This window comes from Azospirillum formosense (assembly GCF_013340925.1).
In the GTDB taxonomy this organism is placed as follows: domain Bacteria; phylum Pseudomonadota; class Alphaproteobacteria; order Azospirillales; family Azospirillaceae; genus Azospirillum; species Azospirillum formosense.
Genome location: NZ_WHOR01000002.1, coordinates 39,852 through 65,497, shown reverse-complemented (window position 1 = coordinate 65,497; position 25,646 = coordinate 39,852). Strand labels below are relative to the sequence as shown.

General features: G+C 68.1%; 25 protein-coding genes. 13 read left to right on the top strand and 12 right to left on the bottom strand.

Features of this window, described 5'->3' with window-relative positions; all coding sequences use genetic code 11:
* Positions 1–487 (top strand): hypothetical protein (locus GBZ26_RS00845; RefSeq protein WP_174437164.1); only part of this gene is annotated, 487 nt, incomplete at its 5' end.
* A 13-nt stretch (positions 488–500) separates the two neighbouring features.
* Here the strand turns inward: GBZ26_RS00845 and GBZ26_RS00840 are convergent.
* The 4 genes from GBZ26_RS00840 to GBZ26_RS00825 all read right to left on the bottom strand — a co-directional run bounded on the left by GBZ26_RS00840 (position 501) and on the right by GBZ26_RS00825 (position 3,491).
* Entirely contained in the window at positions 501–941 is a 441-nt protein-coding gene (locus GBZ26_RS00840) for a DUF192 domain-containing protein (protein ID WP_343207200.1), read from the bottom strand.
* Between the two features lie 127 nt (positions 942–1,068).
* On the bottom strand, positions 1,069–1,623 hold the full coding sequence (locus tag GBZ26_RS00835) for a hypothetical protein (protein WP_174437162.1): 555 nt from the start codon (positions 1,621–1,623) through the stop codon (positions 1,069–1,071).
* Positions 1,620–2,177, bottom strand: a complete 558-nt coding sequence (locus GBZ26_RS00830) for a hypothetical protein (protein ID WP_174437161.1) — start codon at positions 2,175–2,177, stop codon at positions 1,620–1,622. Before GBZ26_RS00830 ends, GBZ26_RS00835 begins: the two co-directional genes overlap by 4 nt.
* Positions 2,178–2,327: 150 nt before the next feature.
* Positions 2,328–3,491: an acetoin utilization protein AcuC gene (locus GBZ26_RS00825; RefSeq protein WP_174437160.1), complete on the bottom strand. Its 1,164-nt coding sequence runs from the start codon at positions 3,489–3,491 to the stop codon at positions 2,328–2,330.
* A gap of 122 nt (positions 3,492–3,613) precedes the next feature.
* Between GBZ26_RS00825 and GBZ26_RS00820 the strand changes: the two genes are divergently transcribed.
* Entirely contained in the window at positions 3,614–4,372 is a 759-nt protein-coding gene (locus GBZ26_RS00820; RefSeq protein ID WP_174437159.1) for a DUF1194 domain-containing protein, read from the top strand.
* Between the two features lie 79 nt (positions 4,373–4,451).
* Positions 4,452–5,276 (top strand): universal stress protein, encoded by an 825-nt coding sequence (locus tag GBZ26_RS00815; protein ID WP_174437158.1) that lies wholly within the window; start codon positions 4,452–4,454, stop codon positions 5,274–5,276.
* A 56-nt stretch (positions 5,277–5,332) separates the two neighbouring features.
* On the opposite strand, the gene GBZ26_RS00810 is transcribed toward GBZ26_RS00815, so the two are convergent.
* The 4 genes from GBZ26_RS00810 to GBZ26_RS00795 form a co-directional block, all read right to left on the bottom strand.
* Positions 5,333–6,805: a sodium:proton antiporter gene (locus GBZ26_RS00810; RefSeq protein WP_174437157.1), complete on the bottom strand. Its 1,473-nt coding sequence runs from the start codon at positions 6,803–6,805 to the stop codon at positions 5,333–5,335.
* 114 nt (positions 6,806–6,919) lie between these two features.
* A complete protein-coding gene (locus GBZ26_RS00805; protein WP_174437156.1) occupies positions 6,920–7,300 on the bottom strand; it encodes a DUF1850 domain-containing protein in 381 nt (126 codons plus the stop codon).
* A complete protein-coding gene (locus tag GBZ26_RS00800) occupies positions 7,297–9,393 on the bottom strand; it encodes a TRAP transporter permease (protein WP_174437155.1) in 2,097 nt (698 codons plus the stop codon). Before GBZ26_RS00800 ends, GBZ26_RS00805 begins: the two co-directional genes overlap by 4 nt.
* A 31-nt stretch (positions 9,394–9,424) precedes the next feature.
* Positions 9,425–10,363 carry a TAXI family TRAP transporter solute-binding subunit gene (locus GBZ26_RS00795; protein ID WP_174437154.1) on the bottom strand — a complete coding sequence of 313 codons (939 nt, stop codon included), beginning with the start codon at positions 10,361–10,363 and terminating at the stop codon, positions 9,425–9,427.
* Between the two features lie 318 nt (positions 10,364–10,681).
* Between GBZ26_RS00795 and GBZ26_RS00790 the strand changes: the two genes are divergently transcribed.
* The 8 genes from GBZ26_RS00790 to GBZ26_RS00755 all read left to right on the top strand — a co-directional run bounded on the left by GBZ26_RS00790 (position 10,682) and on the right by GBZ26_RS00755 (position 19,363).
* Positions 10,682–11,179, top strand: coding sequence for a (2Fe-2S)-binding protein (locus GBZ26_RS00790; protein ID WP_035673773.1), 498 nt, complete (start codon positions 10,682–10,684; stop codon positions 11,177–11,179).
* A gap of 35 nt (positions 11,180–11,214) precedes the next feature.
* On the top strand, positions 11,215–13,605 hold the full coding sequence (locus tag GBZ26_RS00785; RefSeq protein WP_174437153.1) for a xanthine dehydrogenase family protein molybdopterin-binding subunit: 2,391 nt from the start codon (positions 11,215–11,217) through the stop codon (positions 13,603–13,605).
* Between the two features lie 15 nt (positions 13,606–13,620).
* On the top strand, positions 13,621–14,415 hold the full coding sequence (locus GBZ26_RS00780) for an FAD binding domain-containing protein (RefSeq protein ID WP_174437152.1): 795 nt from the start codon (positions 13,621–13,623) through the stop codon (positions 14,413–14,415).
* 168 nt (positions 14,416–14,583) lie between these two features.
* Complete coding sequence (locus tag GBZ26_RS00775; protein ID WP_174437151.1) at positions 14,584–15,507, top strand: AAA family ATPase; 924 nt, start codon at positions 14,584–14,586, stop codon at positions 15,505–15,507.
* Between the two features lie 6 nt (positions 15,508–15,513).
* Positions 15,514–16,713 carry a vWA domain-containing protein gene (locus tag GBZ26_RS00770; RefSeq protein WP_174437150.1) on the top strand — a complete coding sequence of 400 codons (1,200 nt, stop codon included), beginning with the start codon at positions 15,514–15,516 and terminating at the stop codon, positions 16,711–16,713.
* A complete protein-coding gene (locus GBZ26_RS00765) occupies positions 16,710–17,024 on the top strand; it encodes an XdhC family protein (protein ID WP_174437149.1) in 315 nt (104 codons plus the stop codon). Before GBZ26_RS00770 ends, GBZ26_RS00765 begins: the two co-directional genes overlap by 4 nt.
* Complete coding sequence (locus tag GBZ26_RS00760; RefSeq protein WP_174437148.1) at positions 17,021–17,737, top strand: XdhC family protein; 717 nt, start codon at positions 17,021–17,023, stop codon at positions 17,735–17,737. The genes GBZ26_RS00765 and GBZ26_RS00760 overlap by 4 nt, the downstream gene beginning before the upstream one ends.
* Before the next feature lie 15 nt (positions 17,738–17,752).
* A complete protein-coding gene (locus GBZ26_RS00755; protein WP_174437147.1) occupies positions 17,753–19,363 on the top strand; it encodes an NTP transferase domain-containing protein in 1,611 nt (536 codons plus the stop codon).
* 3 nt (positions 19,364–19,366) lie between these two features.
* Here the strand turns inward: GBZ26_RS00755 and GBZ26_RS00750 are convergent, their stop codons facing one another.
* Positions 19,367–20,080, bottom strand: a complete 714-nt coding sequence (locus tag GBZ26_RS00750) for a type 1 glutamine amidotransferase (protein ID WP_174437146.1) — start codon at positions 20,078–20,080, stop codon at positions 19,367–19,369.
* Between the two features lie 155 nt (positions 20,081–20,235).
* On the opposite strand from GBZ26_RS00750, the gene GBZ26_RS00745 reads away from it, so the two are divergent.
* Positions 20,236–21,771: a bifunctional metallophosphatase/5'-nucleotidase gene (locus tag GBZ26_RS00745; RefSeq protein WP_174437145.1), complete on the top strand. Its 1,536-nt coding sequence runs from the start codon at positions 20,236–20,238 to the stop codon at positions 21,769–21,771.
* Between the two features lie 79 nt (positions 21,772–21,850).
* Here the strand turns inward: GBZ26_RS00745 and GBZ26_RS00740 are convergent, their stop codons facing one another.
* Positions 21,851–22,417: a phasin family protein gene (locus tag GBZ26_RS00740; RefSeq protein WP_174437144.1), complete on the bottom strand. Its 567-nt coding sequence runs from the start codon at positions 22,415–22,417 to the stop codon at positions 21,851–21,853.
* Between the two features lie 365 nt (positions 22,418–22,782).
* Here GBZ26_RS00740 and ald point away from each other — a divergent pair, with 365 nt between their 5' ends.
* Positions 22,783–23,901: an alanine dehydrogenase gene (gene ald / locus GBZ26_RS00735; RefSeq protein WP_174437143.1), complete on the top strand. Its 1,119-nt coding sequence runs from the start codon at positions 22,783–22,785 to the stop codon at positions 23,899–23,901.
* A gap of 53 nt (positions 23,902–23,954) precedes the next feature.
* On the opposite strand, the gene GBZ26_RS00730 is transcribed toward ald, so the two are convergent.
* Together GBZ26_RS00730 and GBZ26_RS00725 are read right to left on the bottom strand one after the other, a co-directional pair.
* On the bottom strand, positions 23,955–24,632 hold the full coding sequence (locus GBZ26_RS00730; RefSeq protein WP_174437142.1) for an L-2-amino-thiazoline-4-carboxylic acid hydrolase: 678 nt from the start codon (positions 24,630–24,632) through the stop codon (positions 23,955–23,957).
* Positions 24,633–24,677: 45 nt separating this feature from the next.
* Positions 24,678–25,598, bottom strand: a complete 921-nt coding sequence (locus GBZ26_RS00725) for a branched-chain amino acid ABC transporter permease (protein ID WP_174437166.1) — start codon at positions 25,596–25,598, stop codon at positions 24,678–24,680.
* Positions 25,599–25,646 lie beyond the last annotated feature (48 nt).

The following is a 25,646-nucleotide window of genomic DNA, read 5'->3' as shown; positions in this document are numbered from 1 at the left end:
CCACCCCCCGCCACGTCTCGCCGTCTTCGTGTCCGGGCTGGACGACACTCCGGCCGGACGCGCCGCTGTGGGATTGGCCGGTGCCCTGCGCCGGCGGGGGTATGGGCTCGACGTCATGGCCCCGATGGGGGGAGGATCATTGCGGGCAGTGCTGCACCCCTGCATCGGCCAGATCGACCTCGCCAAGCGCCACACCGGCACTTCCGTCCTCGCTCTCGCGCGGATCGTCGCGGAGCGGCGGCCGGCCGGGCTCATCGGGGTGGGAGAGGACGCCGGGCTCGTCGCCCTTGGCGCCGTCCGGCTGGCGCGGCAGGGCACGCCCGTGGCGGTGCTGGAGGATTCGCCGCTGTCCGACGGCGGGCTAAGGAGAGCTTTGCGGCGGTGGCTGCACCCGCGCGCCGCCGCTGTGGTGAGCGGTGCGACGGAGCCTGAGGAGGCGGCCCGGTTCATCCTGACCGCCTTCGGGTTTCCCGATGTGATTTGTTAGAACCGCGGCGGCGTCACTTTGCGGTGCCGAAGACCGGGTGCACCACGCGGTCGCCCGGGCGGATGCCCAGCCGCGCGCTCATGCCGCCGTTGATCTCCAGGATGCCCTTCACCGGACCGGCGGAGTTCACCGCGTCCAGCGACTGGGGCACGGCGTTGGCATGGATGTTCACGATGCGGCCATCCGATCCGATGAAGATCATGTCGAGCGGGATCAGCGTGTTCTTCATCCAAAAGCTGGCCGGCTGCGGACGGTTGTAGGTGAACAGCATTCCGGCGTCGGCGGCCATCGTCTCGCGGAACATCAGCCCCTGAGCCTGCTGCGCCGGGGTTTCCGCCAGTTCCACGTCGAAGCGGTACTTGCCGCCGCCCGACGTCTCGACGGTCAGGGAAGAGCGTGCGAAGCTCTCCAGCGCGACCGCCGGCAGGGCCGACAGCAGAATCGCAAAACCCACCAAAATCCCACTCAGAATTCCGCGCACAGCCCGTCCGATCATCGCGACCAACCATCCCTTGAGATTTTCAGCGACTGGACGATGCCGCCGCGGAGCACGCCTGTCCAGAGGCGTCTCTCCGGCGGCGTTACGCCGCCGTACGATCGCTGGCGGTGGTGTAGATGTCCTTGGTCAGCGGCTTGACCTGCTTGATCTGATAGCCGGGGCGGGCGCTGAAGCGGCGGATGGCACGCTCTCCGGCCTCCCGGTCGCTCTCGGCCCAGACGAGGTAATCGCGCCCGCGTGCCCATTCGACGGCCAGCGGGTGCAAGGCGTCGATCTCGCCGATCTGGGTGTTGACGACGGTCACCAGCCATTCCTTGTCGTTCGGATTGCGCCGGTCGGTCAGGATCAGGAGCTGGGGACGTTGCTTGGTCTGCGCCTCGGACAGGCGTCGCTGGATGTCGGACTGCTTGCGCCTCGCCTCGACCATGTCGGCCATGCACTCCTCGGTTTCCTTGGCGAGATGCTGTTCCTCGTTCTGGAGCCGACGGATCGTTGCCTCCAGCTTGCCGATGGTGTCCTTGGCGGCGCGCATCCGGCTTCGGCTCTGCACCACCTGCGAATCGACCGCCAGCAGCACGTTGCCCAGCCATGCGCCGATGGCGATGATCCCCAATATGATGAGGAAATTGATCATCATGACGCGGGCGCCTTGATGCGGGCAGGGTTGAGGCGGCCCTGGGTCTTCTGGAACGTCTTGGTGAAGCCCATCTTGAAGGGGAACGCCACCTCGACGAGCTGCTTGGCTTCCTCCGCGTTGGACGCCCAGACCTCCGCCACGTTGGCGCAGCGCCAGATCGGGTTGACCTGGGACTTGTCGCCGCCGGAAGAGGCCTTCTCCTGGGCGACGTTCACCAGGAACTTCGACAGTCCTGCCTGGGGATCGCCCACCTCGTGCACGAACATGGGCGGCTGGAGCGCGATTTCCGCAATCGCCCGCTCCAGCTTGCGGTTTTCGGTTTCGGCGCGGTGCTTCTCGGCGGACGCTTGGTTGCGCCGCTGCACCTTGCCGTTCACCCGGTCCTGAAGCTCGTGGATCTCCGAATGCAGGACGTAGATGCGGTTCTCAAGCTGGTCGATGCCTGCCGAGCGATGAAGAAAGTCAGGCAGGAAACGCTTCAGCATCATGGCGACCGGTACGGCAGCCAGCATCATCGCGGCGATGGTCAGCAGGAGCAAGGTGGTGTTGGACATCGGCGGCCTGCCCTTCTCCCTCTCCGGCTCCCGGCATGGCGCGATTCATCGGAATGGCCAGCGGACAGCGCAAGTCGCGCGGATCAGGCTGTCCGATTCGTCCCATTACGTCAACTGCGTGACATACGGGAATGAAAAACTTTCCAAAGATTATCCAGTACGGACCATCTTCGCCATTGCCGCAGCGGCAACGCGACGCACCTCGTCGCGCAGCGGGCCGGGGCGCGGCGCGTCGGCAAGCGTCGTGAACCAATGCTCCGGCGGGTTGCGCCCGGCGGCGCGCGACCAGGACAGCGCCCGCAGCACCCTCTCTGCCTCCGGCGTCGGCGGCACCACCGGGTCGATGCCGTTCAGCACGGCCCAAATTCCCGCCCAGCAGCGCCCGACGGACCAGGGATTGTAGCCGCCGCCCCCGACGACCATCAGGCGCGGCGCCAGCCCCATCAGCGCTCGAACCGCCCGCCACAGCGCGCCGTTCGACAGCTCCAGCCGGCTCAACGGGTCTTCGGCGAGCGCGTCGGCCCCGGTCTGGATGACCAGCGCCTGTGGGCGGAACGCTTGCCCCAACGGCAGGATCACCGTCTCCAGCAAGTAATCCATCTCGGTGTCGTTGAACTCCGGAGGAACCGGCAGGTTGACGGCCATTGCGCCAGGGCGGTCCTCCGCCTTGCCGGTGAAGGGCCAACGCCCGTCCTCATGGACCGACAGGGTCAGCACGCGGTCATTGTCGGCGAAGGCGTCCTCCACCCCGTCGCCGTGGTGGGCGTCGAGATCCACATAGAGCACCCGGTCGACCCCGGAATCGAGCAGGGCCAGGATGCCCAGAACCGGAGCGTTGAGGTAGCAGAAGCCGCTGGCCCGTCCCGGACGGGCGTGATGGGTGCCGCTGGCCGGACTGTAGACGATGCCGGCGGGCACTTCGGCCAGCAGGCGCCCGGCCAGGATGGCGGCGCCGGTGCTGATGGCGGGGCGGCGGTACATCTCCGGAAAGACGGGATTCTCCAACCGGCCGAGGTTGTAGCGCTCCCCCGTCGCGGCATCCACGCGCTGGTCGGCCTCGGCGCGGTGCAGGACGGCGATGTAGTCCGGAGCGTGGAAACGGGCCAGTTCCTCGGGCGTTGCGAGCGGGCTGTCGCGGTAGGCCGCGTCGGGCAGCCAGCCCATGGCGCGGCTGAGGTCGATGGCGGTGGACACCCGCGGGATGGCCAGCGGGTGCTTCGCGCCGTAGCTGGAGCCCCGGTAGATCTCGCTGCCGAGAAACAGCGGGCGGACGGGAAACGTTGGCGGAAATTCGTTGGGAAAATCGGTCGGCATGGGGTGGAGAGGTGGAGCGGCAAGTCCCGTCCGTCAACGTCTCGTGCACAGCGCCCCTTGTCGTGGCCACGTGGCGATCTCTTTTCTTGAGGGGGCTGGAACATCCGCGGGGGAGGCACGGCATGGACGGTGCGTGGCGTCTGGCGGGGGTAGCCGCCGCGGTTCTTGTTGCCGGCGGATTGGGGACGCCGGCCTTTGCCGACACGCCGGTCGATCTGGAGCTGGTGCTGGCCGTGGACGTATCCGGCAGCGTGGACGCGGAGGAAGGCCGCCTTCAGCGCGAAGGCTACGTCGCCGCCCTCACCGACCCGAAGGTCCAAGCGGCGATTCGCGGCGGTCCCTTCGGGCGCATCGCCGTCACCTACGTCGAATGGGCCGGCGACAGCTTCCAGCGCATCACAGTGCCCTGGACCCTGCTGAGCGATCACGGCAGCGCCGAAGCCTTCGCCTCATCGCTCGCCGAATCGCCCACGCTCAGCGCGCAGTGGACCTCGATCAGCGCGGCCATCGACTTCAGCGTCCGCCTGTTCAACGACAACGGCTTCGAGGGGACGCGGCGGGTGATCGACGTGTCGGGCGACGGGATCAACAACCGCGGCCGTCCCGTGCAATGGGCGCGCGACGAGGCGGTGGCCGCCGGGATCACCATCAACGGCCTGCCGATCCTGAACGACCGGCCCAATCCCTGGGGCGGGGCGGCTCCGACGAATCTCGACGGCTATTACGAGGAGCATGTGATCGGCGGACCCGGTGCCTTCCTGGTGCCCGCCGTCAGCTTCGAAGCCTTCGCCGACGCCATTCTCAGCAAGCTGCTCCTGGAAATCTCCGGTCTGCCTCCCGACCCCGGCGGGGGCAGCCCCACCGGCCTCGCCAGCCGCTAGCCGCGCCGTTGCCAGAACGGCCCGGCAAACGTTACCAATGGAGTCCCGGTCATCCGGTTCGAAACCCGCGAGCGAGACCATGCCGATCAAGACGATCCTGCTGCACATGTCGAACGACGACCGCCACACCCAACGGCTTGAGGTCGCGGTCGGTCTCGCCAAGCGCTTCTCGGCCTTTGTCGAGGTGCTGTTCGTCGCCACGCCGGTGTCGATGCCTCCCGCGGTGACCGGGCGTGCCGCCTCCTACGCCTACATCGCCGAGGCCACGGCCATCGCCCACGAGAAGGCCGGACTGATCGAACAGGAGGTCCGGTCGGCGTTGAAGGACTGCTCCTATTCCTGGACGGTCGACGAAGGGGACCATGTGGAGCTGCTGGCCGCCCGCGCCGCCTATGCCGACTTGGCCATCGTGACCCAGAGCCACGGGGACGACCTCGCCGACCGGGTGATGCTCCAGGTGCCGGACCGGCTTCCGTTGACCAGCTCGTGCCCGACCCTCGTTCTCCCTTTCAATTTTCCGCCCCGGACGGAGATCGGCCGCCATGTGGTGGTGGCCTGGAAGAACACGCGGGAAGCCGGGCGCGCCGTGCGCAACGCCATGCCATTCCTGAAGGAGGCGGAACGGGTTACGGTGGTCACCATCGACCCGCCGGGCCATGCGTTGGACGGCGGCCGCGATCTGATGATCTGGCTGGAGCGCCACGGTGTCCGCAGCCAGCATCAGGCCAGCATCTTCCAGGGTGGCGACGTCGGGGAGATCATTCTGGACAGCCATCGCAGCCTGGGCGGGGATCTGCTGGTGATGGGTTCCTACGGCCATTCCCGCTTGCGGGAGTTGGTGCTGGGCGGGGCGACGCGCACGGTGCTGTCCAACCTCACCACCCCGGTCCTGATGTCGCATTGAGGGCTCACGCGCCGGCGGGCGGCGCTTCCGCCGGCCGCCGGCCTCGCAAGGCTGGCCTAGAGGAAGAACACCCAGGTCACCAGGACGAACAGCGGCACCAGGATGCCGAAGGACCACAGCATGTAGCCGAAGAAGCTCGGCATCGCCACGCCGCGCTCCTCCGCGATGGCCTTGACCATGAAGTTCGGCGCGTTGCCGATGTAGGTGTTGGCGCCCATGAACACCGCACCCGCCGAAATGGCCGCCAGGGTCACGGCGAGGTCGGTCATCAGAACCTGCGCGTCGCCCCCCGCGGTGTTGAAGAAGATCAGGTAGGTCGGTGCGTTGTCGAGGAAGCTGGACAGCAGACCGGCCGCCCAGAAATAGGCCGCCGGAACCGGCTGGCCGTCCTGGTTCACCGCCGCGATGATGGCGCCCAGCGCCCCGTCGGTGCCCGCCCGCAGGATGGCGATGGCCGGAATGATGGTCAGGAAGATCGCGGCGAACAGTTTCGCCACCTCCAGGATCGGTCCCCAGGTGAAGGCGTTCAGGCGGCGGCTGCGCGCGCTGGTCAGCTTCAGCGACAGGCCGGTGATTCCCAGAAGCAGCAGGTTGCTGACGATCGTCTCCAGCGGCACGTGGATGTGATAGATCTCCACCCCCACCCCCGGATGCCAGACGCCGCTCAGCAGAACCGCGCCGACGACGGCGACGAGCAGGAGCAGGTTCACCGCCCCTTCGATCCGCACCGGCTCCCGTTCATGAACGCCCTCGATCAGCGGGTGCTTGCCGGGGTCCTTGGTGTGGAGATAGAGGTCGACGAGGAAGTAGATCACCAGCAGGCAGCCGGCCACCAGCGTCATCGGCCAGAACAGATGGACCGTCGGCCAGAAGAAGCCGACTCCCTTCAGGAAGCCCAGGAAGAGCGGCGGATCGCCCAGCGGCGTCAGGGAGCCGCCGACGTTCGACACCAGGAAGATGAAGAAGACGATGGTGTGCACCTTGTGCCGCCGGTGCTCGTTGGCGCGGATCAGCGGACGGATCAGCAGCATCGAGGCGCCGGTGGTCCCCATCAGGCTGGCCAGCAGCGTCCCAAGCCCAAGCCCCAATGTGTTCGCCAACGGCGTCCCCACCAGCGTTCCACAGATCCGAACACCGCCCGCCACCGTGAAAAGGGCGGTCAACAGCACGATGAAGGGGATGTATTCGAGAAGCAGGGTGTGCAGCAGCTCGTAGGTGGCGAGATCAGCCCCAAAGGTCAGCGCGAAGGGGAGCAGGAAGGCGACGGCCCAGCCTGCGGCAACCTTGCCGAAATGATGGTGCCAGAAGGACGGCGCCAGCAGCGGCATCAGCGCGATGGACAGCAGAATCCCGGCGAAGGGAATCACCCAGAAAACATTCAGGTCACGCCCGTCGAGATGCGGAGCCCCCGCCGCTTCCGCCGCCAGGGCCAGCCCTGGCAGTCCGGCGGCGGCGAGGCCCGCCAGAGCGGCCAGGGGAGCGGCAAGTGAACGGGAGAGGCGATGTCGGGTGGGTCGGGCGTCGGTCATCACACGCATTCATCTGTAATATCAGTTACTGAAGTATGCGTCTCCGAAAGGGCTAAGCCAAGCCGGAACGCCGCTTCGGAAACCCCTTATCGGCCGTGCGTGAATAACGTGTCTCTAACGGCAGGGCTTGAGTTCGAGGGGACTCGGGACCGGCCCACCGATCCAGCCGTGAAGTGGGTGGCACACTCCGCCCACGCACAGCGTGTGGTCAGGCGTAAAGGACGAGGCGGCCAGAATCACCCGTTCCAGCGCCGGCACCGCCGGTGTCCAGACCCACCAGCCATCGGCCAAGCGGGCACCCGCCGGCGGCTCCATCCCGGCACCGCTGCCCTTCACGCGGGCTTCGGTCAGGGCGAGGCGCCCGTTCTCGATGCGCCACTCCTCCCGCCATTCGGTTTTCTCGACCGAATGGGTCCAGGACAGGGAGAAGGCGGAACCCGGCAGGGCGGCCAGAACCGCCCCGCCGAGCGCCGACAGGCACAACGCCACACTCATGCCGGGGCGCTGCTCCGCCCCAGGCGGCGCAGGCGGTGGCGCTGCCACAGCAGGAAGGCGGCCGTCATAACGAACCCGGCCTCGTCGGTCACCGGAAGCGCCAGGACGAACAGGAAGGCCGCCGCCGCCGCGAACACCCGCTCCACCACCTTCAGCGGCGTCCAGAAGAATCCTATCGTCGCCGCTCCCCACAGGCCGATGGCGATCAGCGCCTTGAACAGGACGTACACCACCGCCAGCGGGTCCGTGGTCTGAAGCATCAGAGCGGGCGAATAGACCGCCATGAAGGGCACGACATAGCCGGCCATGGCGATTCGCGTGGCGATCCAGCCGACCTCCATGTGCCCGGCCCGGCAGATCGACGAGGCGGCCAGCGCCGCCAGCGCCACCGGCGGAGTCAGGTCGGCCATGATGCCGAAATAGAAGACGAACATGTGCGAGACGATCAGCGGAACGCCCATCTGCAGCAGGGCCGGCGCCGCGATGGCCGCGGTGACGATGTAGTTGGCCGTCGTCGGCAGTCCGGTCCCCAGCAGGATGCAGGCCAGCATCGTGAGGATCAGCGCGACCAGCAGGTTGCCGCCGGCAAGCTGGACGATCGTTCCGGCGAAGCTGGAGGCCAGACCGGTCAGCGTCAGGATCCCGATCAGCACGCCGACCAGCGCACAGGCCACGCCCACGCCGACCGCGTTCTTGGCGCCGTCGGCGAGGCTGTTCACCAGCATGGCCAGCGTCTCACGCCCGCCTTTGATGATCAGGCAGGGAATGATCAGCAGTCCGACGATGGCGAAGGCCAGATGCTCCGTCCGCCAGCCCATCCGCCACAGCGCCGCCGCGACGAGGCCCAGCACGACCCAGAAGGCGACGCGCAGGGCCATCGGCCCGATGGAGCTGACGATCTTCGTGCCGAGGATCAGCGCGATGGTCGACGCGATGCCGATCACCCCGGCGAACAGCGGCGTGAAGCCGGAGAACAGCAGGTAGACCAGCGCCGCCAGCGGCAGGATCAGGTACCAGCCCTCGATCAGCGCGCGCGACACGCTGGGGCACTGGTCCTTCGGCAAACCGACGAGGTTGCGCTTGCCCGCCTCCAGATGGACCATCCAGAAGGCGCTGCCGAAATAGAGGATCGCCGGAATCGCCGCGGCGATGGCGATGTCGCTGAAGGGGACGCCGATGGTCTCGGCCATGATGAAGGCCGCCGCCCCCATGACCGGCGGCATGAGCTGGCCGCCCATGCTGGCCGTGGCCTCGACCGCCCCGGCGAAGGCCGGCCGGTAGCCGAAGCGCATCATCAGGGGGATGGTGAACTGGCCGGTGGTCAGCACGTTCGCCACACCCGAGCCGTTGATCGTCCCCATGAAACCGGAGGAGATGACCGCCACCTTCGCCGGCCCGCCCTTGGCATGGCCGACGAGGCCCAGCGACACGTCGTTGAACAGCTTGATCATGCCGGCGCGCTCCAGGAAGGCGCCGAACAGGATGAACAGGAAGATGAAGGTCGCCGAGACGAAGGTCGGCGTGCCGTAGATGCCCTCGGTCGAGAGGTACAGGTTGTCGATGACCTGGTCGATGTCGTAGCCGCGGTGGGCCAGCCCGAAGGGCAGATGCCGCCCGAACAGCGCGTAGGGGATGAAGACGCCGCAGATGATCGGCAGCGCCCATCCCATGATCCGCCGGGCGCCCTCGAACACCAGGGCGATGGTGATCGCGCCGACGATCAAATCCGTGGTGTTCGGATCACCCGCCCGCTGGATGAGATCGACCTCGAACACGTAATGGTAGAGGCCGAGTGCGAAGGCGCCCAGGCCCAGCAGCCAATCGTACCAGGGCACGCTGCGCCGGTCCCCGTGCGAACGGAAGCCGAACAGGGTGAAGGTCATCAGCAGCAGGAAGCCGACATGGACCGACCGGACGACCATGCTGGACAGCGGGTTGAACGCCGCCGTCCAGATCTGGAACAGCGAGAAGGCGACGGCGATGGCGAAGACCGCCTTTCCGGCGACGCCTTCGAAGGCCACGACCGTCGAGGGATTCTCGCGGTCGATGGCCTGGCGGATCCTGTTGTCCGCGTCTTGGGAGGATGCGCTCATCGCACGGGGGTTCCGGGACGACGGGGCGCGCTTACATCAGGCCCTTTTCCTTGTAGAACTTCTCCGCCCCCGGATGCAGCGGCACCGGGGATTGGGTCGCGCCGGCGTCCAGCTTGATCTGCTTGGCGGCGGCGTGGGCGGCGGCCATGGCGTCGAGATTCTCGAACATCGCCTTGGTCATGGCGTAAACCGCGTCGTCCGACACGCCGGAGTGGGTGACCAGCAGGTTGCGCACCGCCGCGGTCGGCACCGGCTCGCTCTGTCCGCTGTAGCTGTTGGCCGGAATGGTTTCCGCGATGTAGGCGGAGTCGCCCACCTTCTGGACCACGTCCGCCGGGATCGACACGATGGTGATCTCCTGCGAGGTGGCCAGATCCTTGATCGCCGCCACGCCGAGGCCGGCGGAGATCAGGGTCGCGTCGAGCTGCCGGTTCTTGATCAGGTCCACCGATTCGGCGAAGGGCAGATACTCGGTCTTGGCGAAATCCTTGTAGCCCAGCCCGGCGGCGGCGAAGATCGCGCGGGCGTTCAGCTCCGTCCCCGACTTCGGCGCGCCGACCGACACGCGCTTGCCCTTCAGGTCGGCCAGAGTCTTCACGCCGGAATCCCGGCTGGCGACGATCTGGATGTAGTTGGGGTAGATGGCGGCCACGGTGCGCAGCTTGGTCAGCTTGGTCTTGAAGCCGGCCTCCTCGTCGCCCTTCCAGGCGCCGCTCAGCGAATCGCCGAGCGAGAAGGCGATCTCGCCGCGCTCCGACTGGAGGAGGTTCAGGTTCTCCACCGACGCCTTGGTCGCCTGGACCGTGACCTTCGCCCCCGGAATGGCCTTGCCGTAGATCCCGGACAGCGCCACGCCCAGCGGGTAATAGACGCCACTGGTGCCGCCGGTCAGGACGGTGACGAACTGCTCGGCCTGGGCCGGCAGCGCGGTGAACATGCAAACGCCGACCGCGGCCAGGAAACGCTTCATTCTTCTATCCTCCCGAGAGACTGTCCGTAGCGGATCGTTCGTAAGACGCGTTGGTTTGCGTCGGATTGTTGGGTATCCTAACTTGTGGGCGGTGGGTCCGCCAGTCCGTAGGAACCGATAGACGCGCGGCGGTTCGGCACAAGCCCTCTCCCTTCGGAGGAGGCCGAACGGCGTCTTGACCGGATAGGACGGCGCCCCCCTATCCTTGTTCCGGTTGGTCCTGCGCCACACTTTATCCCGCAGATCTGGAAGAACCGTCGAAAGAAGCGTCGCGAAGGTCGGGGCAACAGAACGTCACCAACAATGGGAGGACAGCGGATGCCGTGTACCGTTTCCATGACCGTCAACGGAAAGGCGGTCTCGCGCGAGGTGGAGGAGCGGACCCTGCTGGTCACCTTCCTCCGTGACCAGCTCGGCCTGACCGGCACCCATGTCGGCTGCGACACCAGCCAGTGCGGCGCCTGCGTCGTCCACATCGACGGGCGGTCGGTGAAATCCTGCACCATGCTGGCGGCCCAGGCCGACGGCGCCGCGGTCACCACCATCGAGGGGCTGGCGGCGGCGGACGGCACGCTGCACCCGATGCAGGCGGCCTTCCGCGAGCATCACGGCCTGCAATGCGGATTCTGCACGCCGGGCATGGTGATGAGCGCCGTCGATCTGGTGACGGCCAACCCCTCCCCCAGCGAGCACGAGGTCCGCGAAGGGCTGGAGGGCAACATCTGTCGCTGCACCGGCTACCACAACATCGTCAAGGCGGTGATGGCCGGGGCGGAGGCGATGCAGGGCGGCACGATGAAGGCCGCCGCCGAATAACAACGGGCAAAGGCTCTCATGGGAGGAACAAGAAGATGGCGAACCCCACCGGCATCGGCGCTTCCGTGCGCCGGCGCGAGGACGCGCGCTTCCTGACCGGGCGCGGCACCTACACCGACGACATCAACCGGCCCAGCCAGACCCACGCGGTCTTCGTGCGGTCCCCCTACGCCCACGCCCGCATCGCCGGCATCGACGCGGCCGAAGCCATGCAGGCCCCCGGCGTCATCGCCGTGCTGACCGGCGCCGACATGGAGGCCGACAAGGTCGGGAGCCTGCCCTGCGGTTGGCAGATCCATTCCAAGGACGGTTCCCCGATGAAGGAGCCGCCGCACTTCCCCATCGCCCGCGACCGGGCGCGCTATGTCGGCGACGCCGTCGCCGTGGTGATCGCCGAGACGCGCGAGCAGGCGAAGGACGCCGCCGAGCTGGTCATGGTCGATTACGAGGAGCTGCCGGCGGCGGTGACTTCGCTGAAGGCGCTGGAGGGTGGCGCGCCGCTGGTCCATGACGACGTCGGCGGCAACCTCTGCTTCGACTGGCATCTCGGGGACGCGGCGGCGGTGGACGCGGCCTTTGCGCAGGCGGCCCATGTCGCCAAGCTCGATCTGGTCAACCAGCGGCTCGTCCCCAACGCCATGGAGCCGCGGGCGGCGCTCGGCGAGTACGACCGGGCGACCGGCGAGCACACGCTGACCACGACCAGCCAGAATCCGCACGTCATCCGCCTGCTGATGGGCGCCTTCGTTCTGGGCATCCCGGAGCACAAGCTGCGCGTCGTCGCCCCCGACGTCGGCGGCGGCTTCGGCTCCAAGATCTTCCATTACGGCGAGGAGGCCGTTGTCACCTGGGCGGCGAAGAAGGTCGGGCGCCCCGTCAAGTGGACCGCCGAGCGCTCCGAGAGCTTCCTGACCGACGCCCACGGCCGCGACCATGTCAGCCACGCCGAGCTGGCGATGGACAAGGACGGCAATTTCCTGGCGCTACGCGTCGCGACCATCGCCAACATGGGCGCCTACCTGTCGACCTTCGCGCCGTCGATCCCGACCTATCTCTACGCGACGCTGCTGGCGGGCCAGTACAAGACCCCGGCGATCTACGCCGAGGTGAAGGCGGTCTTCACCAACACCGTGCCGGTGGACGCCTACCGCGGCGCCGGACGTCCGGAGGCCTGCTACCTGATCGAGCGGCTGGTCGAGGTCGCCGCCGCCGAGACGGGAATCGACAAGGCGGAGTTGCGCCGCCGCAACTTCGTGCCGGCCAGCGCCATGCCCTACCAGACCCCGGTGGCGCTCCAGTACGACACCGGCGACTTCGCCAAGAATCTCGACATCGCCCTGCCCTTGGTCGATTACGACGGCTTCGCCGCGCGCAAGGCCGAATCCGCCCGGCGCGGCAAGCTGCGCGGCATTGGCTTCGCCACCTACATCGAGGCTTGCGGCATTGCACCGAGCAACGTCGCGGGCGCGCTGGGCGCGCGGGCCGGTCTGTACGAATCGGCGGAGGTGCGCTTCCACCCCACCGGTTCGGTGACGGTCTTCACCGGCTCGCACAGCCATGGGCAGGGGCACGAGACGACCTTCGCGCAGCTCGTCTCCGAGCGCTTCGGCGTGCCCATCGAGAATGTCGAGATCGTTCACGGCGACACCAGCAAGATTCCCTTCGGCATGGGCACCTACGGCTCCCGCTCCCTGGCGGTCGGCGGGTCGGCCATCGTCAAGGCGATGGACAAGGTGGAGCGCAAGGCCAAGAAGATCGCCGCCCACATGCTGGAGGCCGCGGAGGCCGACATCGAGGTGAAGGATGGGCGCTTCGTCGTGGCGGGCACCGACAAGGCGCTGACCATCGGCGACATCGCCCTGCAGGCCTATGTCCCGCACAACTTCCCGCTCGACGAGTTGGAGCCGGGGCTGGACGAGCAGGCCTTCTACGATCCGAAGAACTTCACCTACCCCAACGGCTGCCACGTCTGCGAGGTGGAGATCGACCCCGACACCGGCGTGGTCCAGGTGGCGAGCTTCGCCGCGGTGGACGATTTCGGGCGGGTCATCAACCCGCTGATCGTCGAGGGGCAGGTCCATGGCGGGCTGGTCCAGGGCATTGGGCAGGCGCTCTACGAGAACTGCGTCTACGACGAGGAGTCCGGGCAGCTCATCACCGGCTCCTACATGGACTACTGCATGCCGCGGGCGGACGACGTGCCGTCCTTCACGGTGCGCTACCACGAGGACCAGCCCTGCACCCACAACCCGCTGGGCGTGAAGGGCTGCGGCGAGGCCGGGACCATCGGCGCGTCGGCCGCCGTGATGAACGCGGTGGTGCACGCCCTGTCCGAGTACGGCGTCACGCATCTCGACATGCCGGCGACCCCGGAGCGGGTCTGGCAGGCGATCCGGCGCCACACCCCCGCCCAGGCGGCCGAGTAAGAGGGAGGAGACATCATGTACGCCTTCACCTATCACCGCCCCAAGAGCGTCGCCGACGCCGTCACCCTGCTCGGCCAGTTCGAGGACCCGAAACTGCTGGGCGGCGGGCAGACGCTCCTGCCGACGCTCAAGCAGCGCCTCGCCCGGCCGAGCGATCTGATCGACCTCGGCCAGATTCCGGAGCTTCAGGGCATCCGGGAGGAGGCCGGCGGCCTGACCGTCGGCGCCTTCACCCGCCACGCCCAGGTCGCCCATTCCGACGTCGTGAAGCGCGTCATCCCGGCGCTGGCCAGCCTTGCCGAGGGAATCGGCGACCGGCAGGTGCGCAACATGGGCACGCTCGGCGGGTCGATCTGCAACGCCGACCCCTCCGCCGACTACCCGGCCGCGGTCGTCGCGCTGAAGGCCACGGTGCGGACCGACCGGCGGGAGATCGCCGGCGATGACTTCTTCACCGGCATGTTCGAAACGGCGCTGGAGCCCGGCGAGATCGTCACCGCCGTGCATTTCCAGACGCCGGACAAGGCCGCCTACGCCAAGTTCCGCAACCCGGCCAGCCGCTACGCCATCGTCGGCGTCTTCGTCGCCGTGTTCGGGAGCGAGGTGCGGGTCGCGGTGACCGGCGCCGGTCCCTCCGTCTTCCGGGCGGACGACATGGAGGCGGCGCTGGCCCAGGACTTCCGCGCCGACGCCCTGAACGGCGCGTCGGTGTCGGCGGACGGGCTGAACGCCGACATCCACGCCAGCGCCGACTACCGCGCCCATCTGGTGCGGGTGATGGCGCGGCGCGCGGTCGAGGCGTGCGGGTGATCGTCATCCCTCTCCCGCCCCGGGAGAGGGTGGCGCGAAGCGCCGGGTGAGGGTACCGTCGAGGATCGGTGCCGCATTATGGTCGGCACCCTCACCCTTCCCACGTCGTGGGCCCCTTCCCTCTCCCGGGGTGGGAGAGGAAGTATTCCCGCTGGATGACGGATTGTCATGCCCAACACCCTCCCCGCCTCCGTCGATGACACGCTGGACCTGCTGCGGCGGGGCAACTACGTCGCCGACCGCTCGCTGGCGACGGCGCTGTACCTCGCGCTAAAGCTGCGGCGTCCGCTGTTCCTGGAGGGCGAGGCCGGGGTCGGCAAGACCGAGATCGCCAAGGTGCTGTCCGCCACGCTCGGCCGGCGCCTGCTGCGGCTGCAATGCTACGAGGGGCTGGACGTCGCCGCGGCGGTCTACGAGTGGAACTACGCCCGGCAGATGATGGAAATCCGGCTGGCCGAGGCGTCGGGCGACCGCGACCGCGACGCGCTCGCCGCCGACCTCTTTTCCGAACGCTTCCTCATCAAGCGCCCGCTGCTCCAGGCGCTGGAACCCGACTTGGCCGGTCCTCCCGTCCTGCTGATCGACGAGCTGGACCGCACCGACGAGCCGTTCGAAGCCTATCTGCTCGAAATCCTCTCCGACTTCCAGGTTTCGATCCCGGAGTTCGGCACGGTCACGGCACCGGAGCCGCCCATCGTCATCCTGACCTCCAACCGCACCCGCGAGATTCACGACGCGCTGAAGCGGCGCTGCTTCTACCACTGGGTCGATTACCCAAACGCCGAGCGCGAGCGCGCGATCCTGGCGGTGAAGGCGCCGAACGCCGACGCGCGGCTGGCCGCCCAGGTTGTCGGATTCGTCCAAAGCCTGCGCGGGATGGACCTCTACAAGGCGCCGGGCGTTACGGAGACTCTGGACTGGGCGCAGGCGCTCGTGGAACTCAACCAGCTGGAGTTGGAACCCTCGGTCATCAACGACACGCTGGGCACGCTGCTGAAGTACCAGGACGACATCGCCCGCATCCAGGGCAGCGAGGCCGCGCGCATCCTGGCCCAGGTCAAGACGGAACTCGCCGCCAGCACGGCGCGGTAAAAGACGATGCAAGGCGGTCTCGCCATCAACCTGATGCATTTCGCCCGCGCGCTGCGGGCTGCCGGGCTGCCGGTCGGGCCGGGCAAGCTGCTCCAGGCCGTCGAGGCGGTGGAGGCGGTGGGGATCGGCAACCGGGTGGACTTCTACTGGGCGCTGCACGCCGTCTTCGTGAACCGACGCGACCAGCGCGAGGTCTTCGACCAAGCCTTCCACGTCTTCTGGCGCAACCCCGACATCCTGAAGCGGATGATGGGGCTGATGCTGCCGACCATCCGCACGGAGTCCCCGGACGCCCAGGACCCGCTGTCCCGCCGCGTCGCCGACGCGCTGCGCGGCACCGCGCCGGAGGCCGAGGGGCCGGAAAAGTCGGAGATCGAGGTGGACGCCGCCTTCACCGTTTCGGCCCAGGAACGGTTGCAGGAGAAGGATTTCGAGAAAATGTCGGCAGCGGAGATGGCCGAGGCGAAGCGGATGCTTGCCCGCATCGCCCTGCCGGTCGCCGAGGTGACGACCCGCCGCCACCGCCCCGACCCGCAGGGGCCGCGCGTGGACCCTCGGGCGACGCTGCGGCGGATGCTGCGCTCCGGCGCCGATCTCGCCGATCTGGCGCGGCGCAGCCGCCGCACGCGGCCGCCGCCGCTGGTGGTGCTGTGCGACATCTCCGGTTCGATGACGCGCTATTCGCGGATGCTGCTGCATTTCATGCACGCGGTCAGCAACGACCGCGACCGGGTGCACAGCTTCGTCTTCGGCACCCGCCTGACCAACATCACCCGCCATCTGCGGCACAAGGACGTGGACGTGGCGCTGGACGCCGTGTCGGCGGCGGTGGCCGACTGGTCGGGGGGGACGCGCATCGGGACGGCGCTGCACGCCTTCAACCGGACCTGGGCGCGCCGGGTCCTCGGCCAGGGGGCGGTGGTTCTGCTCATCACCGACGGGCTGGACCGGGATGCCGGCGAGGGGCTTGCGGCGGAGGCCGAACGGCTGCACAAGAGCTGCCGCCGTCTGGTCTGGCTGAACCCGCTCTTGCGGTGGGAGGGGTTCGCACCAAAATCCAGCGGTATCCGGGCCTTGTTGCCGCATGTGGACGACTTCCGCCCGGTCCACAACCTGAACAGTCTGGCCGGGCTCGCCGACGCGCTGAACCGCGACGGGCCGCGACGGGCCGAGAGCCTGCGCAAGTGGCTGAAGGAGGCCGCATGAAGCACGATATTCTGGAGCAGGCCGCGGGCTGGCGCGCGGAGGGCCGCAAGGTCGCGCTGGCGACGGTCGTCGCCACCTGGGGGTCCTCCCCCCGCCCGGTGGGCAGCCAGATGGCGGTGGACGACGCCGGTTCGATGATCGGCTCCGTCTCCGGCGGCTGCATTGAGGGGGCCGTGGTCCATGAGGCGCGCAAGACCATGGAGGATGGTGAGCCCCGGATGATCTCCTTCGGGGTCAGCAACGAGATGGCCTGGGAGGTCGGTCTGGCCTGCGGCGGCCGGGTGCAGGTCTATGTCGAGGCCGTGGAATGAAGCGCGACATCACCGAACGGCTGCTGGCCGCCCGCAAGGCCGGGCGTCCCGTGGCCCTGGTAACCGACCTCGGCACCGGTCTGCAGACTCTGGTCTACGAGGACGCCGTCCACGGCGGTTTCGGGCTGGAGGACGACCTTCTGGAGGAGGTGCGGGACAGGCTGCGCCAGGATCGTTCCGGCCTCGTCGGCGATCCGGAGGACGAGGAGGACGGCATCCAGCTGTTCGTCCAGACCCACAACCCGCCGCTTCGCCTGCTGGTGGTCGGCGCCGTGCACATCGCCCAGGCGCTGGCCCCCCTTGCCGCGTTGACCGGCTACGCCGTCACGGTGATCGACCCGCGCGGTTCCTTCGCCACGGAATCGCGTTTCCCCGGAATTTCCCTGCACGATTCCTGGCCGGACGAGGCGCTGTCCGCCCTGACGATCGACAACCGCACCGCCGTGGTGACCCTGACCCACGACCCCAAGCTGGACGACCCGGCGCTGCTGGTGGCGCTGCGCTCCCCGGCCTTCTACGTCGGCTCGCTCGGCAGCAAGCGCACCCACGCCAAGCGGCTGGAGCGGTTGAAGGAGCAGGGCGTGACCGACGCGGAGCTGGCGCGCATCCACGCCCCGGTCGGGCTGGACATCGGCGCCGTGACCCCGGCGGAGATCGCCCTGTCGGTCATGGCCCAGATCACCGCCGTACGGCGCAAGGCCGGCGCGGCCTGACAGGAGTTCATCACCATGTTTTTCGGCCCGCTGCCCCTGCGGGAGCTGGAGGGCGCCATCCTGGCGCATTCGGTCCGCCGCGGCTCCGTCAGCTTCAAGAAGGGCCGCGTCCTCAGCGCCGAGGACGTGACGGCGCTGCGCGACGCCGGCCTCACCACGGTGACCGTCGCCAAGCCCGGTCCTGACGATGTGGGCGAGGACGCGGCGGCGGCCCGCATCGCCGCCGCTCTGAAGGGGCAGGAGATCACCGTCGGCGCCGCCTTCACCGGGCGCGTCAACCTGTTCGCCGAATCGCGCGGCCTGTTCGTTCCGGATGTCGAACGGATCAATGCGCTGAACCTCATCGACGAAAGCGTAACGGTCGCCACCCTCCCCGCCTTCGCGCCGGTCGAGCCCGGCCAGATGGTCGCCACGGTCAAGATCATCCCCTTCGCCGCCCCCCGCGGCGCCGTGGACGGGGCGGAGGTCGAGGCGTCCGCCGGGATGCCGGCGCTGCGCGTCGCACCCTTCCGTCCGCTGACCGCCGCGCTGATCCAGACCCGCCTGCCCGGCGTGAAGGACAGCGTCCTCGACAAGACCGTGACCGTGACGCGGCAACGTCTGGAGGCGATGGGCGGGCGACTGGTCCGCGATTCGCGCTGCTACCACGGCGAGGCGGCGCTGGCCGACGCCATCGCCGCGGCGGGGCGCGTCGACCTGCTGCTGATCGCCGGGGCCTCGGCCATCACCGACCGGCGCGACGTGCTGCCGGCGGGCATCGAGCGGGCGGGTGGCGTGATCGAGCATTTCGGCATGCCGGTCGACCCCGGCAACCTGCTGCTGATCGCGCATATCGGGGAAACCCCGGTGCTCGGCCTGCCCGGCTGCGCGCGGTCGCCCAAGCTGAACGGCTTCGACTGGGTGCTCCAACGCATTGCCGCGGGCATTCCGGTGACGCGGGCCGATGTCATGCGCATGGGGGTGGGTGGTCTGTTGGCCGAGATCCCCAGCCGGCCCCTGCCCCGCGCCGGCGCCGTCGCGGTGGAGCCGCCGCGCGCGCCGCGCATCGCCGCGCTGGTTCTGGCCGCCGGACGGTCGAGCCGGATGGGCGGCAGCAACAAGCTGCTCGCCGACGTCGGCGGGGAGCCGCTGGTCGTCCGCACGGTCGAATCGGTGCTGGCCTCGCAGGCCAAGCCGGTGGTGGTGGTGACCGGCCACATGGCCGAGGCGGTGTCCGCGCCGCTGACCGGGCGCCCGCTGACCATCGTCCACAACCCGTCCTTCGCCGACGGGCTCAGCGCCTCGCTGCGCGCCGGGCTGGCCGCCCTGCCGGCGGATGTCGACGGGGTGGTGGTGTGCCTCGGCGATATGCCGCGTGTCACGCCGCAGGCCATCGACCGGCTTATCGCCGCCTACAACCCGCTGGAGGGCCGGACCGTCTGCGTCCCGACCGTCCATGGCAAGCGCGGCAACCCGGTCCTGTGGGACCGCGGCTTCTTCACGGAGATGGCGAAACTCTCCGGCGACGCCGGGGCCAAGACCCTGCTGGCCACCCACGCCGATCAGGTGATCGAAGTGCCGGTTGAGGACGGCGGCATCCTCTACGACGTGGACACGCCGGACCTGCTGGCGGAACTGCGCGGGTAAGGCTCAGGCAGCCCGTTCGATCACCAGATCCAGCCAGCGGCGGGAGATCGTCCGGGCCACCGCTTCGGCGGCGGGCAGATGCCGCTCCAGCGCCGCGTCCAGCCCGTCGAGAACGGCCCGGTTGCGCTCCCGCGAGTCGACGCCGAACTTATCCGCCCAGCCGCGGACGATGGCGGCGTCGGCCTCCGGGTGGAACTGGAAGGCGTAGAGGTTGCGGCCGAGCCGGAAGGCCTGACGCATGCAGGCTTCGCTCCAGGCCAGCGGCACGGCGCCCTCGGGAAATTCGAAGGTGTCGTAGTGCCACTGCACCAAGTGCAGTTCCGGCGCCAACCCGCCGAGCAGCGGATCGCCCGAGGCGGCGTTGAACAGCCGGACCGCGCCCACGCCGATTTCCGCCACCGAATGGCGATAGACGCGGGCGCCGAAAGCGCGGGCGGCCAACTGCGCGCCCAGGCAGATGCCCATTACCGGGCGCTCCTCCGCCGCAAAGGCGCGGATCAACCCCATGACCTGCGGAAAATGCGGCCCCTGCGCGTCGTTCCAGGCGTCCTGCGGTCCGCCGAGGACCAGCAGCCCGTGATAGCCCTCCGGCGTGGCGGGCAGCGCCTCCCCTTCGTCGGCGGCGACGGTGACCAGAGTCGCGCCGAACTCGGCCAGCGCGTCCCCGACGAGTCCGGCGGGGGCGTTTCGGTTGTTCTGAACGACCAGGATGCGCATGGAGGGGCCACGTCGGTGAAAGCGGATGCCCCGTTCATGAGCGGCAGAGGCGGCGAAATCAAGCGGTGCAAGGCGGCTATGCGCCGCGCCGCGGGACGGCGTACAGTGCGAAGACGCGAAGGAAGCCTTTCAACTTCCCCAGGGAGACGAGATCGATGCTGACCCGGATTCGCACGCTGGCGGGGGCAGCCGCCCTTGCCGGTGCCCTGCTTTTCCCCTCGACCCTGCTGTACCCAACCTCCGCCGCCGCGCAGAACGGCACGGTGACCTTCCTGCACTTCAACGACATCTACGAGATTTCCCCAGTGAAGGGCCGCGGCGGCTTCGCCCCGCTGATGACGGTGCTGAAGGCGGAGCGGGAGCGCAGCGCCGGCGCGCTGACCACGGTCGGCGGCGATTTCCTCTCTCCCTCCCTGCTCTCCGGAACAACGCAGGGCGCGCAGATGCCCGACCTTTTCAACGCCATGGGCGTGGACATCGTCAGCTTCGGAAATCACGAGTTCGACTTCGGCACCGAAGTGTTGAAGGCCCGCATCGCCGAATCGAAATTCCCCTGGGTCGGCACCAACATCACCGGGCCGGACGGCCAGCCGCTCCCCGGCTCGGTCGCCACCTGGACGAAGACGGTTGGCGACATCAAGGTCGGCTTCCTGGGCGTTCTGACTCCGGAGACCGCGCATCTGTCCAGCGGCGGGGCGGAGGCCACATTCACCAACGTGCAGGCCGCCGCGGCCCTGGCGGTGAAGGCGTTGCGCGACGAGGGGGCGAACGTTGTCGTGGCGCTGACCCACCAGACCATCACCGAGGACCGTGATCTGGCCGTCAAGGTGAAGGGCATCGACCTCCTGCTGGGCGGCCATGACCACGACCCGATCAGCGTCTACGAAGGATCGACCCTGATCCTGAAGGCCGGGGCGGACGGCCATTATCTCGGCGTCATCGATCTGGCGGTCAGCACCAAAGCGACCGAAAAAGGGGCGGCGACCACCGTCGCTCCCGCCGGCTGGCGCTTCGTCAGCACCGCCGGGGTGGCCCCGGACGCGGAGGTCGGGGCCTTGGTCAAGCGCTACAACGACCAGCTCGACGCCACGCTGGCCGGGGTGATCGGACGGACGGAAACCGACCTGGACAGCCGCAAGGACGTCGTCCGCTCGCAGGAGACGACGATGGGCAACCTGATCGCCGACGCGCTGCGCGACGGGCTGAAGGCCGACGCCGCCATCACCAACGGCGGCGGCATCCGCGCCGACACGCTGCACCCGGCGGGCAGTTCGCTGACCCGCAAGGACATCTTCGCGGAAATGCCCTTCGGCAACGTTGCCGTGCTGACGCTGCTGTCCGGCGCCGATATTCTGGCCGCGCTGGAGCATGGCGTGTCGAAGGTCGAGGACAAGGCCGGGCGCTTCCCCCAGGTGTCGGGCCTGACCTTCACCTACGATCCGAAGCTGCCGTCCGGCACCCGCGTGACCGGCGTGACGGTGGGCGGCCAGCCGCTCGACCCCGCCCGGACCTACCGCGTGGCGACCAACGACTACATGCTGAAGGGCGGCGACGGCTACGCTGCGCTGACCCGTGGCCGGACGGTGGTGGACGCCTCCGGCGCCGTGCTGATGGCGACGATGGTCATGGATTACGTGGAGGCGAAGAAGACGGTCGCCCCGAAGGTCGAAGGCCGCATCGTCGCGAAGTGACCGGAGCGCGCGCAAAAAAGAACGCCCCTGGACCGGCAGGTCCGGGGGCGCAAGGCCAGGATGGATCGTTGGTGAAGCGTCAGGCGCTGCGGCGCACGTGGCGCGCGGCCCCTTCGGCCCGCGCGTTCAGCCGCCGCACCGCGTCGTTTGCGGTTTTCGCCGACAGCTCCGACACCTTGACGCTGCGGTTCAGCAGAAGTTCCATCTCGTCTTTGACCATGCTGCTCTGCGCAGCGTAGAGGTCCTGGACGGACCGGCTGCGCATCATCGCGTTGATGCCTTCCGCGTTGCGGGCCATGGCCTCCTGGGCGAAGCCCATCCATTCGCGCATGATCGACTGCATGCCGTCCATCAGCACGGATCCGCACTGCGTCATGACGTCCATGTTCTCACGCGTCTGCTGGGCGACCTCGCCCTGGGCTTCCGCGGACAGGCCCATCATGCGGTTGAGTTGATCGGAGGTCTGGCCGGCAACCTGGCCGGCCATCTGGGTCGCCTTTCCCATCATGTCGCTGGCCGTATCGGCGCCGCGCTGGGTCGTTTCCGCGGCAGTTTCCGCCATGCGGCGGGTGGTGTCCTCGGCAACATTCCGGCCTTTGGCGGCGGTGTCGCGCGCGATGGTCTGCGCGTCCTTCTCTGAAGCCATCTGCCTTGCTCCTGGTTTCGTTCCGTCCGAATCGGACGCTCCCCCCATTTTTTTGAGTGTCGCGATTTTTTGTGCAGTGCGACACAAGCATCCATATACCATGGTGGCGAAGAATAGTTCCACAACTCTAAAAACTAACCTTACCTACTTTTTTGCGGATACAGAGAAGTCTCCACCAGGATTTATTGAGTAGAGTTTCGTATAAAATTTCATGGAGTGTTTTAATTGATCCAAAGAAAATCACCAAGCTGCGCAGTAAGAGAGATGCGGATGGCCGGAGCACACCCCAAATTCTGAGGTAAGAAACTCTGAGCCGGCACGCTGTCCGTCCTGGTCCGGCACCGGCCCACCCGCGGAGGATGCCCATGCTCATCGGCGTGCCGACGGAAATCAAAAACCATGAATACCGCGTCGGGCTGACCCCGGCCTCCGTCCGTGAACTGACGCATCACGGACACAGCGTGCTGGTGCAGGCGGGAGCCGGCGCCGCCATCGGGCTGGACGATGGGCACTATGAAGCCGCCGGGGCGGCGATCGTGCCGGACGCCGCAACCGTCTTCGCCCGCGCGGAGATGGTGGTGAAGGTGAAGGAGCCCCAGCCGCAGGAATGCGCGATGCTGCGCCGGGGGCAGATCCTGTTCACCTATCTGCACCTCGCCCCCGACCCGAAGCAGACCAGGCAGTTGCTGGACTCCGGCGCCGTCGCCATCGCCTACGAGACGGTGACGGATTCCCGCGGCGGCCTGCCGCTCCTGGCGCCGATGAGCGAGGTGGCCGGCCGCATGTCGGTGCAGGCCGGCGCCCATTGCCTTGAGAAGGCGCAGGGTGGGCGCGGCGTCCTGCTCGGCGGCGTGCCCGGCGTTCCGGCGGCCAAGGTGGTGGTGCTGGGCGGCGGCGTGGTCGGGACCAACGCCGCCCGCATGGCCATGGGGCTGGAGGCGAAGGTGATCGTCATCGACAAATCCCTGCCCCGCCTGAAGGAACTGGACCTGCAATTCGGCGCCAAGCTCCAGACGCTCTATTCGACGGTCGACACGATCGAGGAGCATGTGCTCGACGCCGACCTCGTCATCGGCGCGGTCCTCGTGCCGGGCGCCGAGGCGCCGAAGCTGGTGACCAGGGCGATGGTGGAGCGGATGCGGCGGGGCGCCGTGGTGGTGGACGTCGCCATCGACCAGGGCGGCTGCTTCGAGACCTCCCACCCCACCACCCACGCCGAGCCGACCTATCTGGTGGACGGGGTGGTCCACTACTGCGTCGCCAACATGCCGGGTGCGGTCGCGCGCACCTCGACCTTCGCGCTGAACAACGCCACCCTGCCCTTCACGCTGGCGCTCGCCGACCATGGGTACCGTGCGGCGCTGGCGCGCGACCCCCACCTGCGGGCCGGGCTGAACATCCACGCCGGGGCGATCACCTGCAAGGCGGTGGCCGACGCCCAGGGGCTGAATTACCAGCCGGCTGAGGAGGCCCTGCGACTTTGAATTTCGTTCCCGGAGGGGGGCGGCGGCGATCGCTCCCCTTCGAAAGCGGTCCCTCAGGCCGACCGGAGCCGCGAGAATCGGAAATCGCAGTGGCTGGCGGCGCCGGCCAGGGTTTGCGTTCGCTCCAGATGGATGCCGCGTGTCGCGTAGGCGTCGAAATCAAGACCGCAGATGTTCGGCAGAATGTCCTTGTCGCCATGGCGGGCTGCGAATTTGCAGAAACCGCAGGCTTTGTAGTTGATGCCGAACTCGAAACTGTCTCCTGGGCCGGGCTCGACGAAGTCGTAGACGAAATCCTCGGGAAACTGCTCCTGACGGCTTTTCTCCGCCTGCTCACGCAGAAACGCCTGATTCTCCGGCGACAGGAAATGTCGCCCCGAGGCGAGGCGTTCCGCTTCGGGCACGGTGAGCAGTTGCGCCTTGTAGGCGTCCCGCTCGATGTCGCCGATCGCGGACAGCGGTACGCCATGCCGCCTTAGCACCCGGCTGATCGCCATGAAGCCCAGGAGACGCATGAAGAAGTCGCTCATGCGACTCTCCGCGCCTCCGACATAGGGCATTTGCGTGAGCACGATGGCGAACTCGTCCATCACCTCCCACTTGATCCCATCAATGCTGGAGGGATGAAGGTGCTCGCCCAACATCGCTTCGGCAAGATCGAGGCGATGGCGCATGGCGGCCTCCATCGTGCTGCGATGATCCTCGTAGAAGGGATGGATGGTTCCGGCCATGCGGTATCTCCCACATTCAATGGCGACCGGTCGGGCGCGACCGGCTCACGGGCGCTTGCCACCCAACCGGGCGGCGATCTCCCCGACGATGCCGCGGCGGAACAGCAGCACGCAGGCGACGAAGATGACGCCGATCACCACCGGCACCGGCAGGTTGCTCGCCGCCAGATAATTCTCCAGCGTCACCACCAGCGCCGCCCCGACCACCGGCCCGAACAGCGTCCCGATGCCGCCGAGCAGGGTCATCAGCACCACCGCGCCGGACATTTGCCACTGCACGTCGGTCAGGGTGGCGAGCTGGAATACGATCGCCTTGGTGCCCCCCGCCAGACCGGCCAGCGCGGCGGACAGGACGAAGGCCATCAGCTTGTAATGGTCGGTGCGGTAGCCGAGCGAGATGGCGCGCGGCTCGTTCTCGCGAATCGCCTTCAGGACTTGGCCGAAGGGCGAATGGACGGTGCGCCAGATCACCACGAAGCCGAACAGGAAGACCGCCAGCACCGTGTAGTACATCGCCATCGGCTGGCTGAGGTCGATCACCCCGAACAGATGGCCGCGCGGCACCGCCTGGATGCCGTCCTCACCACCGGTGAACTTGAGCTGAAGCGCCATGAAGAAGACCATTTGCGACAGGGCCAGCGTGATCATGGCGAAGTAGATGCCCTGCCGCCGGATCGCCAGCGCGCCGAAGGCCAGCCCGAGCGTCGCCGAGAAGGCGGTGCCCAGCAGGATGCCCAGTTCCGGCGGCAGCCCCCAGACCTTCACCGTGTGGGCGGTGATGTAGGCGGCCCCGCCGAAGAAGGCGGCGTGGCCGAAGCTCAGCAGACCGGCGAAGCCGATCAGCAGGTTGAAGGCGCAGGCGAACAGCGCGAAGCACAGAACCTTCATCACGAAGACGGGGTACAGCACGTACGGCGCGGCGATCAGCACGAGCAGCAGCACGGCGAGCGCCAGCAGGCCCGGCATGGCCGGCCGTCCCGTGGCAGAGGCCGCGGTGTCGCGGCGGACGGCGTG